20 protein-coding genes are annotated in these 14991 nt (G+C 69.0%); 7 read left to right on the top strand and 13 right to left on the bottom strand.

Annotated elements, in window-relative coordinates:
- Nucleotides 1-72 precede the first annotated feature (72 nt).
- The 7 genes from ruvB to AC3A3G_RS05980 all read right to left on the bottom strand — a co-directional run bounded on the left by ruvB (nt 73) and on the right by AC3A3G_RS05980 (nt 5191).
- The gene (gene ruvB / locus AC3A3G_RS06010) at nt 73-1098 is read right to left on the bottom strand and encodes a Holliday junction branch migration DNA helicase RuvB (RefSeq protein ID WP_200167075.1); all 1026 of its coding nucleotides are present in this window, start codon (nt 1096-1098) and stop codon (nt 73-75) included.
- Nucleotides 1099-1108: 10 nt separating this feature from the next.
- On the bottom strand, nt 1109-1732 hold the full coding sequence (ruvA, locus tag AC3A3G_RS06005) for a Holliday junction branch migration protein RuvA (RefSeq protein ID WP_200215631.1): 624 nt from the start codon (nt 1730-1732) through the stop codon (nt 1109-1111).
- The gene (gene ruvC / locus AC3A3G_RS06000) at nt 1729-2241 is read right to left on the bottom strand and encodes a crossover junction endodeoxyribonuclease RuvC (protein WP_200215629.1); all 513 of its coding nucleotides are present in this window, start codon (nt 2239-2241) and stop codon (nt 1729-1731) included. Before ruvC ends, ruvA begins: the two co-directional genes overlap by 4 nt.
- A gap of 58 nt (nt 2242-2299) precedes the next feature.
- Nucleotides 2300-3022: an MgtC/SapB family protein gene (locus AC3A3G_RS05995; protein ID WP_125900573.1), complete on the bottom strand. Its 723-nt coding sequence runs from the start codon at nt 3020-3022 to the stop codon at nt 2300-2302.
- A gap of 59 nt (nt 3023-3081) precedes the next feature.
- Nucleotides 3082-3783, bottom strand: a complete 702-nt coding sequence (locus AC3A3G_RS05990) for an MgtC/SapB family protein (RefSeq protein ID WP_125900572.1) — start codon at nt 3781-3783, stop codon at nt 3082-3084.
- Nucleotides 3776-4294 (bottom strand): hemerythrin domain-containing protein, encoded by a 519-nt coding sequence (locus AC3A3G_RS05985; RefSeq protein ID WP_200215627.1) that lies wholly within the window; start codon nt 4292-4294, stop codon nt 3776-3778. The genes AC3A3G_RS05990 and AC3A3G_RS05985 overlap by 8 nt, the downstream gene beginning before the upstream one ends.
- Before the next feature lie 123 nt (nt 4295-4417).
- Nucleotides 4418-5191, bottom strand: a complete 774-nt coding sequence (locus tag AC3A3G_RS05980) for a YebC/PmpR family DNA-binding transcriptional regulator (protein ID WP_125900570.1) — start codon at nt 5189-5191, stop codon at nt 4418-4420.
- A gap of 126 nt (nt 5192-5317) precedes the next feature.
- On the opposite strand from AC3A3G_RS05980, the gene AC3A3G_RS05975 reads away from it, so the two are divergent.
- A complete protein-coding gene (locus tag AC3A3G_RS05975) occupies nt 5318-5527 on the top strand; it encodes a hypothetical protein (RefSeq protein WP_087140890.1) in 210 nt (69 codons plus the stop codon).
- 7 nt (nt 5528-5534) lie between these two features.
- On the opposite strand, the gene AC3A3G_RS05970 is transcribed toward AC3A3G_RS05975, so the two are convergent.
- The 3 genes from AC3A3G_RS05970 to AC3A3G_RS05960 are packed head-to-tail and all read right to left on the bottom strand — an operon-like array spanning nt 5535 to nt 8395.
- Complete coding sequence (locus tag AC3A3G_RS05970) at nt 5535-6380, bottom strand: ribokinase (RefSeq protein WP_200167067.1); 846 nt, start codon at nt 6378-6380, stop codon at nt 5535-5537.
- The gene (locus AC3A3G_RS05965) at nt 6377-7312 is read right to left on the bottom strand and encodes a nucleoside hydrolase (protein ID WP_200167065.1); all 936 of its coding nucleotides are present in this window, start codon (nt 7310-7312) and stop codon (nt 6377-6379) included. The genes AC3A3G_RS05970 and AC3A3G_RS05965 overlap by 4 nt, the downstream gene beginning before the upstream one ends.
- A 51-nt stretch (nt 7313-7363) precedes the next feature.
- Nucleotides 7364-8395: a phospholipase C/P1 nuclease family protein gene (locus AC3A3G_RS05960; protein ID WP_487487763.1), complete on the bottom strand. Its 1032-nt coding sequence runs from the start codon at nt 8393-8395 to the stop codon at nt 7364-7366.
- A 394-nt stretch (nt 8396-8789) separates the two neighbouring features.
- Here AC3A3G_RS05960 and AC3A3G_RS05955 point away from each other — a divergent pair, with 394 nt between their 5' ends.
- A complete protein-coding gene (locus AC3A3G_RS05955; RefSeq protein ID WP_087138784.1) occupies nt 8790-9353 on the top strand; it encodes a 3D domain-containing protein in 564 nt (187 codons plus the stop codon).
- Nucleotides 9354-9428: 75 nt separating this feature from the next.
- Here the strand turns inward: AC3A3G_RS05955 and AC3A3G_RS05950 are convergent, their stop codons facing one another.
- Both AC3A3G_RS05950 and AC3A3G_RS05945 read right to left on the bottom strand, forming a co-directional pair.
- Nucleotides 9429-9749 carry an Mpo1-like protein gene (locus tag AC3A3G_RS05950; RefSeq protein WP_024353661.1) on the bottom strand — a complete coding sequence of 107 codons (321 nt, stop codon included), beginning with the start codon at nt 9747-9749 and terminating at the stop codon, nt 9429-9431.
- A 50-nt stretch (nt 9750-9799) separates the two neighbouring features.
- Entirely contained in the window at nt 9800-11806 is a 2007-nt protein-coding gene (locus AC3A3G_RS05945) for a DEAD/DEAH box helicase (protein ID WP_368923666.1), read from the bottom strand.
- A 225-nt stretch (nt 11807-12031) separates the two neighbouring features.
- On the opposite strand from AC3A3G_RS05945, the gene AC3A3G_RS05940 reads away from it, so the two are divergent.
- Complete coding sequence (locus AC3A3G_RS05940; RefSeq protein WP_487487762.1) at nt 12032-12244, top strand: flagellar hook protein FlgE; 213 nt, start codon at nt 12032-12034, stop codon at nt 12242-12244.
- Between the two features lie 10 nt (nt 12245-12254).
- Here AC3A3G_RS05940 and AC3A3G_RS05935 read toward each other — a convergent pair whose 3' ends face one another.
- A complete protein-coding gene (locus AC3A3G_RS05935; RefSeq protein WP_487487761.1) occupies nt 12255-12944 on the bottom strand; it encodes a winged helix-turn-helix transcriptional regulator in 690 nt (229 codons plus the stop codon).
- A 93-nt stretch (nt 12945-13037) separates the two neighbouring features.
- Between AC3A3G_RS05935 and AC3A3G_RS05930 the strand changes: the two genes are divergently transcribed.
- The 4 genes from AC3A3G_RS05930 to AC3A3G_RS05915 all read left to right on the top strand — a co-directional run bounded on the left by AC3A3G_RS05930 (nt 13038) and on the right by AC3A3G_RS05915 (nt 14942).
- Nucleotides 13038-13484 (top strand): VOC family protein, encoded by a 447-nt coding sequence (locus AC3A3G_RS05930; RefSeq protein ID WP_487487760.1) that lies wholly within the window; start codon nt 13038-13040, stop codon nt 13482-13484.
- Between the two features lie 3 nt (nt 13485-13487).
- Nucleotides 13488-13964, top strand: a complete 477-nt coding sequence (locus AC3A3G_RS05925) for an SRPBCC family protein (RefSeq protein ID WP_368923672.1) — start codon at nt 13488-13490, stop codon at nt 13962-13964.
- Complete coding sequence (locus tag AC3A3G_RS05920; protein ID WP_003166059.1) at nt 13961-14452, top strand: VOC family protein; 492 nt, start codon at nt 13961-13963, stop codon at nt 14450-14452. Before AC3A3G_RS05925 ends, AC3A3G_RS05920 begins: the two co-directional genes overlap by 4 nt.
- Nucleotides 14453-14588: 136 nt before the next feature.
- The gene (locus AC3A3G_RS05915; protein WP_368923676.1) at nt 14589-14942 is read left to right on the top strand and encodes a DUF1428 domain-containing protein; all 354 of its coding nucleotides are present in this window, start codon (nt 14589-14591) and stop codon (nt 14940-14942) included.
- The last annotated feature ends 49 nt before the right edge of the window (nt 14943-14991 follow it).

Raw genomic sequence — 14991 nt, 5'->3', positions numbered from 1 at the left:
CTTCTGGGAAATCGAAGGATGACCGGCTTTGCCGTCGAGGTGAAGCCCTCTTGCGAAAGAGTCGCGCTACTTTCAGAACAGATCGGGCGGCGGCGAGGGCGGCGCTTGCGGCGCCTCCAGGCCCAGATGCTCATAGGCGCGGGCGCAGGCCATGCGGCCGCGCGGGGTGCGCTGGATGAAACCTTGCTGCAGCAGATAGGGCTCGATCACGTCCTCGACCGCGTCGCGCGCCTCGGCGATGGCGGCGGCCAGGGTGTCCATGCCGACCGGCCCGCCGCCGTAGTTCTCGATCAGGGCCTTAAGGAAGCGGCGGTCCAGGCTGTCCAGCCCGGCCTCGTCCACCTCCAGCCGCGCCAGCGCCCGCGCCGCCGCCAGCCGGTCGATGGGGCCGCCTTCAGCATCGGCGAAGTCCCGCACGCGCCGCAGCAGGCGCCCGGCGATACGCGGCGTGCCGCGCGCGCGGCGTGCGATCTCCATCGCCCCGTCCTCGGTAATGGCCGCGCCCATCTTGCGCGCCGCCCCCCGGATCACCGCCGTCAGCTCTTCGGGCGTATAGAACTCCAGCCGCAGCGGAATGCCGAAGCGATCCCGCAGCGGCGTGGCCAGCAGCCCCGCCCGCGTCGTCGCCCCGACCAGGGTGAAGGGCGCCAGGTCGATGCGCACGCTGCGCGCCGACGGGCCCTCGCCGATGATCAGGTCCAGCACATGGTCTTCCATCGCCGGATAGAGGATCTCTTCCACCTGGGGCGCCATGCGGTGGATCTCGTCGATGAACAGGACGTCGCGCGGTTCGAGGTTGGTCAGGATAGCCGCCAGATCGCCCGCCTTGGCCAGGATGGGGCCGGAAGTGGCGCGGAAGCCCACGCCCAGTTCGCGGGCCACGATCTGCGCCAGGGTCGTCTTGCCCAGACCGGGGGGGCCGAACAGCAGGACGTGGTCCAGCGCCTCAGAGCGGGCGCGGGCGGCGTCGATGAAGACCTTCAGATTGCCCTTGGCCGCCGACTGGCCGACGAACTCGGACAGGGTCTGGGGCCGCAGGGCGCGGTCGTACTGCTCGCCGGGCGCGGGGGCTGGCGAGATGATGCGGTCGTCGGTCATGCAGCGCCCCTCATCGTCCCAGCTCCTGCAGGGCCGTGCGGATGACCAGCGGCAGTTCGGCGTCCTCGCCCAGCTTGATCAGGGCGTGATCGACGGCGCGACGGGCGTTGACCTCGGCGATGCCCAGGCCCAGCAGGGCGGCGACCGCCTCGCCGGTGACGCTGGGCGGCGGCGGGGCGACGGCGGTTTCAGCGTGGACGCCCGGCGCGGTCGGGGCGAAAACGCCCTCGCTCAGGCTCTTGCCCTTCAGCTCGGTGACGATGCGCAGGGCCAGCTTCGGGCCCACGCCGTTGGCGCGGCCGACGGCGGCCTTGTCCTCGCGCGCGACGGCGGCGGCCAATTCGGCGGGCGGCAGCACGTCCAGCACGCCCAGCGCCGCCTTCGGCCCGACGCCCTGAATGGTCAGCATCAGGTTGAAGACCTTGCGCTCGTCCCGGCTCAGGAAGCCGTAGAGACGCGGCCCCTGGTCCTGGCTCCACTGGCTCTGGATGAACAGCAGGGTCTCGTCGCCCGGCGCGGGCAGGCGGCCCAGCGTCCGCGCCCCGCAGGTGGCGACATAGCCCACCCCGCCGCAGTCGATCAGGCACTCCGCCTCGCCGACCTCGGCCAGGATTCCACGCAGGCGACCGATCATGCCGCGCCTCGCACGGCGACCGCCTTGAACCGGCGATGATGCGCATGGGTGACGGCCACGGCCAGGGCGTCGGCGGCGTCGGCCTTCACATCGCCCGAGGCGGGCAGGAGACGTTTGACCATGAAGGCGATCTGGCTCTTGTCCGCTTGCCCGGCCCCCACCACCGCCTTCTTGATCAGGGTCGGGGCGTATTCGGCGACGCTGAGACCCGCCCGCGCCGGGGCCAGCATGACCGCCGCCCGCGCATGGCCCAGCTTCAGCGTCGAGGCCGGATTGACGTTGACGAAGACCTCCTCGACCGCCGCCTCGTCGCAGTCATAGGCGGCGCAGACCTCGCCCACCTGCTCCAGAAGATGCAGCAGCCGTTCGGAGAAAGGCGCCTTTTCATCGGGCGCGACGACGCCGTGCGCGATCCAGCGCAGACGGCTGCCCTCGCTTTCGATGACGCCCCAGCCGGTGCGGCGCAGGCCGGGGTCCAGCCCCAGGATCCGAGTCGTTTCGTTCGCCATCCGTTCCTATTGCCCCAAAGAGGGTTAGCGAACAATGACCGGGCGCTCAGTCGTTGGCTCAGTCATCCCTCGGCATGACGGAAAAGCCGGCCAGACCCGCCTGGTCGGCCAGGACGCGGGACAGGGCGTCGACCTTCAGCGGCATGGGGCCGCGCGCCTTGACGTGCTGTTCGTGGATCTGGCCGTCGGGGCTGACGACATGGCCGATGCGCGTGGGGCTGAGGCCGTTCTCGGCCAGCAGGGCGCGCAGCGCCTTTTCTTCCGGCGCCGCGCCGCGCGTCCAGCGCAGGGTGACGTCCAGCACCCCGACGTGCGGCAGGCGCGCGTCGAGGAAGCGCAGAATGGCCAGCACCAGCAGGGTCGCCCCCGCCGCGATCAGCCCCAGCTTCCACAGGCCTACGCCGAACATCACCCCGATGGCCGAGGTGGTCCACAGCGACGCCGCCGTGGTCAGGCCGTGCACCGAGAAGCGCTCGCGGAAGATCACCCCGGCGCACAGGAAGCCGATGCCGGTCAGTATGCCGTGCGCCATCCGCGTCGGGTCGATCACCAGCCGCTGCTCGGGCAGGGCGACGAAGCCCCAGCTGGCCTGATGCATGGCCGCCAGCATCAGGACGCAAGAGGTCATGCAGACCAGGATGTGGGTGCGGAACCCCGCCGGATGGCCGTGATAGGTCCGCTCGATCCCGATCAGCCCGCCCGCGACCATGGCCGAGGCCACCGGCGCCAGAAGGCTCAGTTCCTCGACGCCCCAATGCGTCACGCCCCAGTCGATCGCCATGATCCAAACGCTCCCAACGACCGTTCAGGTTGGACCTCCGCGCAGGCTGCGGCAAGTCGTCAGTCGTCGCGCGGATCCAGCGCATAGCCGCAGACCGCGGGCAGGGCGGCCAGCCGCACCGCCAGGGTCTTCAGCGCCGCCTCGCCTTCGCACTGGATGCGCCAGCTGCGTCGCACCACGGCGCCGTCGTCGATCAGTTCGAAACGGTCGGGCGCGGGCCTGGGATCGACCGCGCGCAGGGCGGCCTCGACCTCGGCCTCGGGCGAAGGGGCGTCGCGGCGCCAGCGCACCTCGACGTCGGTCAGGGTGCGGTCGGGCAGACGCGCGCTGACCAGCCGCAGCGCGACCAGGATCAGGCCCGTGATCACCGTTCCCGCCGCGCCCAGGGCGAACAGCCCCGCCCCGAACAGCAGGCCGATGGCCGAGGTGATCCACAGCGAGGCCGCCGTCGTCAGGCCGTGGATGGAGAAACCGGTGCGGAAGATGACCCCGGCGCACAGGAAGCCGATTCCCGTCAGCACCCCGTGGGCCATGCGGGTCGGGTCGGTGACGATGTTCTCGTTCGGCAGGGCGCGGAAGGCCCAGTCGGCCTGGGTCATGGCCGCCAGCATCAGCAGGCAGGACGCCAGGCTGACCAGGATGTGGGTGCGGAACCCCGCCGGTCGGCCGCGCCACTCGCGCTCGAAGCCGATCATCCCGCCGGCGATCAGGGCGCCGGCGATGGGCAGGACGACGGTTTCCAGCCAAGCGGCGTCAGCCATGTTTCTCGACGTAGGCTTCGGGGTCTTTGTTGACCGGCTTCACCCCGGTGATGTGGCGGGCCTGGAAGGCGGCGAAGCGCACGCCCAGATCGTGCCGAGTCTGCAGGTCGGCGTTCCGGCGGAAATCGGTCAGCCCCTGCCGCTCCTCCTCGCCCATGTGCTTGGAGTTGACGACGTTGGCCTCGCCGATCGCATCGAACCAGGCGCGGCTGCCGACCTTGTGCCCGGCCACCGCCTTGACCGCGTCGCGCAGCTTGTTGTGGTCTTCGATGGCGTCCTCGGTCTCGCCTTCGACCGTGCCGTCCTCGGCGTCGTTGGCGCCTTCGCCCAGCTTCAGCAGTTCGGGATAGAAATGCCGTTCCTCGGCCTCGGCGTGGGCGTCCAGAAAGGCCGACAGCCGTCCCCAGACCGCCTCCAGCGCCTCGACATTGTCCGCGCTGATCTGCTCGATCAGCGAGAACAGCCTGCGCTGTTCGGCATGATCGTCCAGAATCAGCTGGGTGATGTCCATAGTGCGGGCTCCTCGCAGCAAGGCTTGCGCCTTAAGAAGCCTTCGGACTCAGGTCCGGTTCCTGAACCCTCGACGCCGCTCCCGCAGGGGAAGGGCGCCGGGGTCAGGATCATTGCGTACGGATCAGCCCGCGAACTTGGCCGCGTCTTCGTCCGAGATGTTCTCGTTCGAATAGACCTGCTGCACGTCGTCTTCGCCGTCCAGCGCGTCCAGCAGCTTGAACAGGACGCCGACCGAATCGCCCGTCAGGTCGATTTCCGACTGCGGCTTCCAGACGATGGCGGTCGACTTGGGATCGCCCAGCACCTTGGACATGGCCTCGGCCACGTCGTTCAGGTCTTCGAAGGCGGTCCAGATGGTGTGGCCCGGCGCGTCCTCATAGATGTCGGGCTTGACCAGGTCGCTCTCGACGTCGGCGGCGCCGGCCTCGATGGCGGCCTCCATCACGGCGTCTTCAGACCCCGCTTCGGCCGGATAGTGGATCTTGCCGACCCGGTCCCACATGAAGGTGACGGAGCCGCTTTCGCCCAGGGCGCCGCCGTTCTTGGCGAAGGCCGAGCGCACGCCCGAGGCGGCGCGGTTGCGGTTGTCGGTCAGGACTTCGACGATGACCTGGACTCCGCCGGGGCCGCGGCCCTCGTAGCGGATCTCCTCCATCGCATCGACTTCGCCGCCCGAGGCCTTCTTGATGGCGCGCTCGATGTTGTCCTTCGGCATCGATTCGGCCTTGGCGTTGTTCACCGCCAGACGCAGTCGGGGGTTCATCGCCGGGTCGGGCATCCCCGACTTGGCCGCCACGGTGATTTCCCGTGACAGGCGTGAAAAGAGCTTTGAACGGACCGCGTCTGCGCGGCCCTTGCGGTGCATGATGTTCTTGAATTTGGAATGGCCGGCCATGGAGTCGCTCGCCAGATGTCGAATATGCTGAGGGGCGCCCTTTACTGGATGCCGCTTCCTCTGTCACGAGAGGGGAACCGCCCGAACGCGCCGGGGATTATGCGCAGGCATGAATTGGAGACGCCGATGGCCGCCGCCGACGACACCTATCTGGACGAAGCCTATGACGAGGGCATCGACCACGCCCACGCCGGCGAGATCGTTCAGTGGTACGCCAAGCGGCCCGTCACGGTGTCGACCGCGGCGGCCACAAGCTCGCTGGTCGGCGCCTTTGCGCTGGGCGTGCTGACCACCATCGGCGCCCTGGCCGTGCTGCGTCTCTACGACCGGGACTAGGCCTCCCCTAGCCCGCCATCAGAGCCTCGACCTCAGCGCGGTCGCCAAGCGACGGCTGCGCCCCCGGCCGGGTCGCCGCCAGCGCCCCGGCGGCGCAGGCGAAGTGAAGCGCGGCGTCCGGCTCCATGCCTTCCAGCAGGGCCACGGCGATCGCCCCGACGAAGGCGTCGCCCGCCCCCACCGCGTCCACGGCCGTGATGCGCGGCGGCGTGGCCCAGGCCATCGCCACCCCGCGCCGATACATGACCGCCCCGCGCGCGCCCTTGGTCACGACCACCAGCCCGCCGCCGACGTGCAGGGCGTCGCCGTAGAAGGCGGCCTCCGTCTCATTGACCACCAGCAGGTCGGCGCGGCGCAGCAGGGCCTCCGACACCGGCGCGGCGGGCGCCAAGTTCACGCAGACGAAGTCCGTGGCGCGGCCGACCGCCGCCTCCACCGTCTCGATCGGCAGCTCCAACTGGGCGATCAGCGGCGTCTCGATCCGGGCGGGCAGTTGCTCAGGCGTCACGAAGTGGTTGGCTCCGGCGGCCACGGTGATCTGGTTCTCGCCCGTCGGATCGACGGTGATCAGGGCCACGCCGGTCGGCGCCGCGAGGTCCGTCTCCACCCCCGACAGGTCGACGCCGTGGGCCAGCATCAGAGCCACCGCCGCGCCCGACATCTCATCATCGCCGACCCGACCGATCAGCGACACTTCGGCGCCTAGCCTGCGCGCCGCCAGGGCTTGATTGGCCCCCTTGCCGCCAGGATGGCGGGCCAGGCTCGCTCCCGTCACCGTCTCGCCGGGCGCGGGCAGGGACGGCGCCGCCGCCACCATATCCAGATTGATCGAGCCGACGACGGTGATCCTCATGCGCCTTCTCCCAAACGCTGAGTGATCAGGGCGAAGATCCCGGCCGCGTCGCCCTTCGTCGCCCAGAAATGGTTCGCCCCGGCCGCCTCGACGCGGAACTCGACCGCCGTGTGGCCTCGGGTCAGGTCGCTGTCCGTCTCCACCGCGATGCGGCAGGGAGCCAGCTCGAACAGCTCCGGCTTCAGCAGCCAGGCCACGGTGCAGGGGTCGTGCAGCGGCCCTGCGTCCCAGCCGACGACCTGCCGCTCCACCCGCTGGGAGAAGCGCAGCATGGCTGCCGCCGTGCGGGCCGAGGCCGTGGGCAGGGCCTCGATCGCCGCGATCCGATCCTCGGTCGCCCGCACCTGATGGGTGGCGTCCAGCCCCATGACGATCATGCGGCAGCCCGAGGCGAAGACCTCGGCCGCCGCGTCCGGGTCGGCCCAGATGTTGAACTCGGCCGAGGCGGTGATGTTGCCGCCTTCCGAGCGCGCGCCGCCCATGACCACGACCGGCCCCAGATGCGCCGCCAGCGCCGGCTCGGCCCGCATGGCCAGCGCCAGATTGGTCATCGGCCCCATGACGGCCAGCGCCACGGAACCCGCAGGCCGCGCCATCACCAGCCGCACGATGGCCTGCGCCGCCGGACCCTCGGCCACAGGCGCGGCGGGCTCGAACGGGGTCAGATCGCCCAGCCCCTCAGGCCCGTGGAACTCGCCCGCCCCGGCCGGATCGCGGCGCAGGGGGCGGTCGGCGCCGCCGTAGACCGGTACGTCCTCGCGCCTGGCGATCTGGCGCAGGATGCGGGCGTTGCGCGCGGTCTTGGCGGCGCTGACATTGCCGCCGACCGTGGTCACGGCCAGCAGGTCGAGGTCAGGCGAGGCGAAGGCGGTCAGCAACCCCGTGGCGTCGTCCACGCCGGGGTCGCAATCAATGATCAGGCTCTGTTTCACCGATCCGGTGTGCCGCCTGCCGCCGCCTGAATCAATCGCCCTTTACCCGACTCAATCCTCGCCGACCATCGAGGTCCAGGGATCGACGCGGCCCGCCTCGACCTCGGCGACCTTGACCGCGGGCCAGCCGATATTGCTGTTTGCCGAGGTCCGCCAGGCAGCCGACACGAAGTCGCGCAGTTCCGAAGCCCCGGCCGCCAGACGCTCATTGACGAAGACGGCGCCGCGCGGATCCGTGTCCTTGAACGCGCCCGCCTTCTCCATCCGATAAAAGGGGATGACGGTCGTCAGGGTGGCGTTCAGATGCGAGGCCGTGCGGGCGCGCAGGTCGAAGCCTTCGACGTTCATGGGCGCCATGGCCGCCTCGACCGCATCCAGACGCAGGGTCCGGCTGGTGAAGGCGCCCTCGAAATCGCCGTGGGTGCGGCGCGACTTGGTGAAGCCCTCGGGATTGGTCTCGCCCGCCCAGCCGTTGAAGTGGATGGTCGTGTGGTGCGGCTGGGACGCATCGCCGACGAAGTGGCTCAGCACCCCGATGTCGCGCAGGATCAACTGCTCGCGGCGTTCGCGGTCGGCGCGATACCAGGCCTGTTTGGCCAGGTCCGACTCGCGCGCCTCGGCGGCGGTCAGCACGCGCCAATAGGCGAAGTCGCGCTCCAGATTCTGCCAGGCGTCCATGATGGCGTAGGGCAGGTATCCGGCCTTATCCACGTCCAGACCGGCGCGGGTCAGGGCGGCGTCGTATTCCGACTTCAGGTGCGGCAGGTCGGCCATGGTCATGCCCCGCGCATCCATCACCCGGCCCTGATCGTCCATGTCGACGAAGTGGGCGGTGTCGCGCTCGCGGTCATGCGGCTGGCCCGCGCCCTTCCAGCGGTCCGGCTCGCGCGAATATTCGCCGACGTCAGACGCGGCCCCGGCCGTGCGCAGGAAGGCGGGCAGGTCGCCCGGCAGGTGACGCATGGCCGCCACGCCGATCACCCGGTGGCCCGAACTGCCCCAGGCCTCGACCTGAACGGCGGGCGCCGCGACCAGCATCAGGGCGGCGGCGGAAATCATCAGGCGTTTGACTTGTCGGTTCATGAGACGGCGCCGTGGGAAATTTCAGAAGGGGAAACGACGGCTTATCCCATTCCCGCGCCGGCCTCCACCCGCCGATCACGCCAGCTGCAACACCGATCACGCCGTCGTTATCTTGGCGCCGCGGCCAGCTTTTCTTGCCAATAAAGTGTTAGCGCGCACGATCAAGATGTTAACGGCGAAGAGACGCGCACCAGTATAGAACTTAAATTCGACCAATACTGATATCATATAGTCGCGATAGTCTGAGACAGATGCGCGATAGACTGGCCCCATTTGCGCCTTATCCACTACCGATACAGCGACTGATCTTATTCGCCGCAATTGCGCCGTAATTCGTCGTCAGAAACCGCCCTGCCGGAGCGTGTCGGGACCGGTGCCGCATGAAGTTTGATCGATGTTGAGCACGGCCGCCGCGCTTGCCATGTTGTGGACCATGGCCTTCTCCGGGTCCGGAGAGCCTGTCCCTTACGAAACGGCCGTCGCCCGCGACGCCGCAATCGTAGAAGCCGCCGCGACGGCCCCCGGTTCCATCGATTCCGCCGAAACGGCGGACCTGTCGGCTGAACAGCTCGAGCTGATGGCCGGCGATCCCGACTGGCGCGCCTCGGCCCGCCTCTATCATGCCGGCGGCGGCGGAGCGACCGGCAACGATTCCCTGGGCTGCCGCCCGATTCCGATGCGCACGGTCGCGGTCGACCCGCGTGTCATTCCGCGCCGCACCAAGCTGTTCATCCGCGAGACGGTCGGCCTGCAGATGGCCGACGGCACGGTGCACGACGGCTACTGGTACGCCTCCGACACCGGCGGCGCGATCAAGGGCGCCAAGATCGACCTCTACACCGGCCACGGCCGCGCCTCGATGCGCCCGGCCATGAGCCTGAACATGAAGACCCTGACCATCGCCGACGCGGGCGATTTCGACGGCTGCCCCCCGGCGTGGGAAACGGCCTCGAACTGAGGCTTTTCAGCCTGACGACAAAAAGGGCGGCCGGATCGAACCGGCCGCCCTTTTTCGTTAGGCCTCGGCCCGTCTTCAGAACTTCCGCTTGCCGCTGACCGTCTCGAAGAACAGGCGGAAGTCGCCCATCAGGCTCCACAGCGGATATTTGAACGTCGCGGGCCGGTTCTTCTCGAAGAAGAAATGCCCCACCCAGGCGAAGCCGTAACCGACCAGCGGCATGGCCAGCAGCCACCAGGGGTTCAGGGTGAAGCAAAACGCCAGAAAGGCCGCGATCACCAGCCCCGTCCCGACCACATGGATGCGGCGGCACGTCCGGTTGGAATGCTCATGGATGTAATAGGGGTAGAAGGCCTCGAACGAGGCGTACCGCCCTTGGGGTTGCTCGATGCTCATGGCCCCAGCCTGCCCCCGGATCGCGCCGGGGGCAAGTCAGGGATCAGAGGTCAGTCGAAACGCTTGCCCGCCTTCTTCGGCCCCTTGGCGAAGGGCTTGGCGCCGCCCTTGAAGTCCGGCTTGCCCTTGAAGCCCGCCTTGGGCGTGAAGGGCTTCTTGTCGCCCTTGTCCTTGAATCCGGGCTTCTTGTTGAAGCCGCCCTCGCCCGGAGCCGCATCGGTGCGCGGCGCATAGGGCTTTTTCTTGAAGGGACGTTCGCCGTCCGCGCTGCGGCCTGCGTCGCCCTCCGGGCTCCACGGCTTCTTCTTGAACGGCGGGCGGCCCTGACCGTCCTCGTCGCGGCGGAAGGGCTTCTTGGCGTAGGGGCGGGCCTCGCCGTCGCGTTCGAAATTGCGGTTGCGCGCGCCCTTCATTGAACCGGGCGTCGGCGCCTCGGACGGGGTGATGCGGGCCTCTTCCTTGCTCTGGGCCGCCGCCGCGCGGAAGGCATCGGCGTGGCTCAGGGCGATCTCGAAGCGCGTCTCTTCGGGGAAGGTGCGGATCGAGCCGATCTGCTGCTTGGTCACGCCGCCGATGCGGCAGATCAGCGGGATCAGCCATTTGGGATCGGCGTTGCGGTTGCGGCCGATGTCCAGACGGAACCAGGTGACTTCGTCCGGCTGCAGCCGGTCGCCCGGCCACGGCGCGGGGGCGTAGGCGTCGTCGCCCGCCGCATCGCGTTCGCGGCGCGGCTTGCGCTGCGGGCCCTCGCCCGGATCGATCAGGTCTTCCGGCGCGGGCAGGTTCTTGCGCAGCAGCACCAGCAGGGCGCGGGCCAGATCGTCCGGCGTGCGCTCCTTGACCAGCTTTTCGACCAGACCGGCATCCTCGTCCGCGCCTTCCTCGGCGAAGACCGGCGCGGCCAGCAGGCGCTGCTCGTCCTGAGCGCGGATTTCATCGGCGGTCGGGGCGCCGGACCAGACGGCCTCGACCCCGGCCGAGCCCAGCAGCATCTCGGCCTTGCGGCGGCGGCTGTGCGGGACCAGCAGGACCGAGATCCCCTTCTTGCCCGCGCGGCCGGTGCGGCCCGAGCGGTGCAGCATGGTCGCCTTGTTGATCGGCAGTTCGGCGTGGATCACCAACCCCAGATCGGGCAGGTCCAGACCGCGCGCGGCCACGTCGGTGGCGACGCAGACGCGGGCGCGGCGATCGCGCAGCGCCTGCAGCGCCTCATTACGCTCGCGCTGGCCCATCTCGCCGGACAGGGCGACCGAGGCGAAGCCCCGCTCGACCAGCGAGGCCTGCAGGTGACGCACCGAATCCCGCGTCGAGCAGAAGACCAGCACGCCCGGGGCCTCGAAATAGCGCAGCACGTTGACCACGGCGCGCTCGATCTCGTTCGGCGCGATGCGCATGGCGCGGTATTCGATGTCGTTGTGCGGCTGGCTGCGGTCGACGGTGTCGATGCGCACCGCGTCCTTCTGATACCGCTTGGCCATGATCGCGATGTCGCGGGCGATGGTGGCCGAGAACAGCAGGGTGCGGCGCTCTTCCGGCGCCTGATCGAGGATGTATTCCAGATCCTCGCGGAAGCCCATGTCCAGCATTTCATCGGCTTCATCCAGCACGACGACGCGAGCGGCCGACAGGTCCAGCGCCCCGCGGTCGATGTGGTCCTTCAGACGGCCCGGCGTGCCGACGACGACGTGGGCGCCGTAGTTCAGGGCGCGGGCTTCCTTGCGGGCGTCCATGCCGCCGACGCAGGTGACGATCTTGGCGCCCGCCTCGGCGTACAGCCATTCCAGCTCGGCCGCGACCTGCAGCGCCAGCTCGCGCGTCGGGGCGATGGCCAGCATCAGCGGCGTGTCCGGCTGGCCGAACCGCTCGTCCTCGCCCAGCAGGGTCGGCGCCGCCGCCAGGCCGAAGGCCACCGTCTTGCCCGATCCGGTCTGGGCGGAGACCAGCAGGTCCGCCTCGCCATGGCCTTCCAGGACAGCGGCCTGAACCGGCGTCGGTTCAAGGTAGCCCTTGTTCAGCAGGGCGCGGTCAAGCGCGGGATGGATCGCGGGAAAGGGCATGAAAGGCCTGGGAGTTCGGATGAGGCGACCGTTAAACGGCCGCGCCCGGCGAGGCGTCGCAGCCTGCCGGGCGTCGGGGAAGGCGCTTCCTATACACGAATAAGGGCCGGGGTGGGGCCGAATCGCACAAAAACGACCGCCGTTCACCACGTCCGTTGATCGGGCGTTGACCACGCAGGGGCGATGCTGGCCGGGTTCAGACCTCCGTCCTTCGAAGGATCATCCATGATCTCGCCGCTCAGCACCGCCGCCGCCGGGATGCAGGCCGCCTCGGCCCGGCTGGAGGACAGCGCCCGCCGCGTCGCCTCGGGCCGGATGGACGACTACGCCGTCGAGGCGGTCGAGCAGATTCGCGCCAAGAGCGAGTTCTCGGCCAACGTCGCCGTCGCCCGAACGGTGGATGAGATGACGGGAGCCCTGCTGGATATCCTGGTCTAGGCCCTAGCCGTTACCCCGCCTTTTCCGGCAGGTGGAAGAAGTCGACGAACCGCGCGAACGTCGCCCGATCGCCCTCGATCGTCATCGCCCCCTCGCCTTCCAGCGCCTCCAGCGGAACCTTGCCGTAGACGGCGGCGGCCACGACCTGGGCCGAGGCGCGCACCACGACGTCGCAGCCCTCGACCTCACCGCGCACGGCGTCGATGGAGCCGCTCGCCACGCTTACGACCATCCGGTCCTCGCCCAGAACAAAGCCCAGCCGCATCTCGGCGCCCTGCGCGCGGGCGGGATCGAACATGGTCTTGAACGACTGCATGATGGAGACGGCGCTGATCGGCAGGGTCGGGTCGTGCTGGGGCGAGCGCGCGGCCCAGCGGCCCAGCACCATGAAGACCGGCTCGATCTCATAGCCCCAGTCGGTCAGCTCATAGACCTGGACCGAGGCGGGCGGCGGCAGCTTGCGTCGCCGGACCACGCCCGAGGCCTCCAGCCCCTCCAGCCGCTGGGTCAGCACATTGGCCGACAGGCCGCACAGGTCTTTTCGCAGGTCGCTGAAACGCCGCGGCCCCATCATGAGTTCTCTGATGACCAGCAAGGCCCACCGCTCGCCCACCAGGTCCAGCCCATGCGCCGCCCCGCAGGCGTCGTGATAGCGCCGGGATCGGGATTCGGACTTAGTAGTTACTTTTTCTAACTTCATGGTTGACTAACATAACATCAAGGCGCAGAACGACCAACATCATAGGGCAGGCCGTCCGGGGAGGGAGGGCCACGCAAGGGAGGACCATCGCCGATGCCCAAGCTGATCTTCATCAACCTGCCGGTCGCCGACCTGGCGCGCTCCGTCGCCTTCTATGAGGCGGTCGGCGCGACCATGAACCCGCTGTTCTCGGACGAGACGGCGGCCTGCATGGTCTTTTCCGACACCATCCACGCCATGCTGCTGACGCATGAGAAATGGGCGACCTTCACCGACCGCGCCATTCCGGACGCGCACAAGACGGCCCAGGTGCTGATCTGCGTGTCGGAGGACAGCCGAGACGGCGTCGACGCCGTGGTCGATCGCGCCGCCGCCGCCGCCGGCGGCCAGGCCGATCCCAACGCCAGACAGGACTACGGCTTCATGTACGGCCGCAGCTACGCCGATCCCGACGGCCATATCTGGGAGGTCATGTGGATGGACCCGGAAGCCGCCGCCCAGGGGCCGGAAGCCTTCGCCTCCCAGGTCGGCGGAGGATGAGCCATGAGCGACCTCTACGAACTCAGCGTCAGCCGCTTCATCAAGGCCTCGCCCGAGACGGTGTGGCGGGCCTGGACCCGGCACGCGACCGAATGGTTCACCCCGCGCCCGTGGAGCACGGTGTCGGTCGACCATGACCTGCGTCCCGGCGGCCGCGCCGACGTCGTCATGCAGTCGCCCGAGGGCGAGCGGCATGAGTATCGCGGCGTGGTGCTGGAGGTGGAGCCGAGCCGCCGCCTGGTGACGACCGGCGCCTTCACCGAAGGCTGGATCCCGCAGCCGGGCGAGATGAACTTCGTCCGCATCGACAGCTTCGAGCCCGAAGGCGACGGCACGCGCTACACCGCCCGCGCCCGCCACTGGGACGAAAAGGCCATGCAGGCCCACCGCGACATGGGTTTCGAGCCCGGCTGGGGCGCCGCCGCCGACCAACTGGCCCAGGTCGCCGAAAACCTCACCCCGCAGGAGAGCGCGCCATGAGCGACAAGATCATTCCCTGTATCTGGTACGACCTCGGCCAGGCGAAGAAGGCGGCCGAGTTCTACGTTTCGCTGGGCCTGCCCGACAGCCGCATCGAGCGCGTCGTCGCCAGCCCCGCCGACAATCCGTCCAGCCCCGAAGGGTCCGAACTGGTGGTCGAGTTCACCCTGGCCGGGCGCCGCTACGTCGGCCTGAACGGCGGTCCGAACTTTCCCCAGACCGAGGCCGTGTCGTTCATGATCATGACCGACGACCAGGCCGAGACCGACCGCCTGTGGGACGCCATCGTCGGAAACGGCGGGGCCGAAAGCGCCTGCGGCTGGTGCAAGGACCGCTGGGGCGTGAACTGGCAGATCACGCCGCGCCGCCTGATGGCCTTCTACGACGACCCCGACCCGGCCCGCGCCAAGGCCGCCTTCGAGGCGATGATGACGATGCACAAGATCGACATCGCCGCCATCGAGGCCGCTGCTGACAGGATCGGGTAGGCCGCCAAGCTAAGCCGTCCGACCTGTCGCTTTCGACCAAGACGACGACCCCGCCCGCCCCGACCATCCGCCCTGCCCCCTCAAACAGCGAGCCGCCGGCGAGCGATAGGGGGCCAACCTCCGAAGGAGAACCAAGATGAACTACATCACCGGCTTCCTGACCCCCGTGAAGACCGAGAACAAGGACCGCTACATCGAGTCCGCCCGCGTCGCCTGGCCGCTGTTCAAGGGCTACGGCGCCCTGGCCCATGTCGAGAACTGGGGCGTGGACGTGCCCGACGGCAAGGTCACCAGCTTTCCCATGTCGGTGAAGCTGGAGGACGGCGAGGTCGTCGTCTTCTCCTGGCTGATCTGGCCCGACAAGAAGACCGCCGACGACGCCTGGGCCAAGATGCAGGACGACCCCGCCATGGCGAACATGGACATGCCCTTCGACGGCAAGCGCATGATGTGGGGCGGCTTCGAAACCGTCTTCGACGAGAAGAAATAGAGCCTCTCTAGGTCCGCTTCCCCCCCTTCCTCGCTCGCCTTCTCTGCCG

It is taken from the genome of Brevundimonas sp. Soil_N_31, from assembly GCF_057655995.1.
This window is presented reverse-complemented; position numbering and strand designations above follow the sequence as displayed.

Bases quoted from the DNA above. Each gene is read 5' to 3' on its own strand.
- AC3A3G_RS05920 (WP_003166059.1), top strand. From the start codon at position 13,961: ATGAGCGACAAGATCATTCCCTGTATCTGGTACGACCTCGGCCAGGCG.
- AC3A3G_RS05950 (WP_024353661.1), bottom strand. From the start codon at position 9,749: ATGAGCATCGAGCAACCCCAAGGGCGGTACGCCTCGTTCGAGGCCTTC.
- ruvC (WP_200215629.1), bottom strand. From the start codon at position 2,241: ATGGCGAACGAAACGACTCGGATCCTGGGGCTGGACCCCGGCCTGCGC.
- AC3A3G_RS05995 (WP_125900573.1), bottom strand. From the start codon at position 3,022: ATGGCGATCGACTGGGGCGTGACGCATTGGGGCGTCGAGGAACTGAGC.
- AC3A3G_RS05945 (WP_368923666.1), bottom strand. From the start codon at position 11,806: ATGCCCTTTCCCGCGATCCATCCCGCGCTTGACCGCGCCCTGCTGAAC.
- AC3A3G_RS05970 (WP_200167067.1), bottom strand. From the start codon at position 6,380: ATGAGGATCACCGTCGTCGGCTCGATCAATCTGGATATGGTGGCGGCG.
- AC3A3G_RS05925 (WP_368923672.1), top strand. From the start codon at position 13,488: ATGAGCGACCTCTACGAACTCAGCGTCAGCCGCTTCATCAAGGCCTCG.
- AC3A3G_RS05915 (WP_368923676.1), top strand. From the start codon at position 14,589: ATGAACTACATCACCGGCTTCCTGACCCCCGTGAAGACCGAGAACAAG.
- ruvA (WP_200215631.1), bottom strand. From the start codon at position 1,732: ATGATCGGTCGCCTGCGTGGAATCCTGGCCGAGGTCGGCGAGGCGGAG.
- ruvB (WP_200167075.1), bottom strand. From the start codon at position 1,098: ATGACCGACGACCGCATCATCTCGCCAGCCCCCGCGCCCGGCGAGCAG.
- AC3A3G_RS05930 (WP_487487760.1), top strand. From the start codon at position 13,038: ATGCCCAAGCTGATCTTCATCAACCTGCCGGTCGCCGACCTGGCGCGC.
- AC3A3G_RS05975 (WP_087140890.1), top strand. From the start codon at position 5,318: ATGGCCGCCGCCGACGACACCTATCTGGACGAAGCCTATGACGAGGGC.
- AC3A3G_RS05985 (WP_200215627.1), bottom strand. From the start codon at position 4,294: ATGGACATCACCCAGCTGATTCTGGACGATCATGCCGAACAGCGCAGG.
- AC3A3G_RS05980 (WP_125900570.1), bottom strand. From the start codon at position 5,191: ATGGCCGGCCATTCCAAATTCAAGAACATCATGCACCGCAAGGGCCGC.
- AC3A3G_RS05940 (WP_487487762.1), top strand. From the start codon at position 12,032: ATGATCTCGCCGCTCAGCACCGCCGCCGCCGGGATGCAGGCCGCCTCG.
- AC3A3G_RS05990 (WP_125900572.1), bottom strand. From the start codon at position 3,783: ATGGCTGACGCCGCTTGGCTGGAAACCGTCGTCCTGCCCATCGCCGGC.
- AC3A3G_RS05960 (WP_487487763.1), bottom strand. From the start codon at position 8,395: ATGAACCGACAAGTCAAACGCCTGATGATTTCCGCCGCCGCCCTGATG.
- AC3A3G_RS05955 (WP_087138784.1), top strand. From the start codon at position 8,790: ATGTTGAGCACGGCCGCCGCGCTTGCCATGTTGTGGACCATGGCCTTC.
- AC3A3G_RS05935 (WP_487487761.1), bottom strand. From the start codon at position 12,944: ATGAAGTTAGAAAAAGTAACTACTAAGTCCGAATCCCGATCCCGGCGC.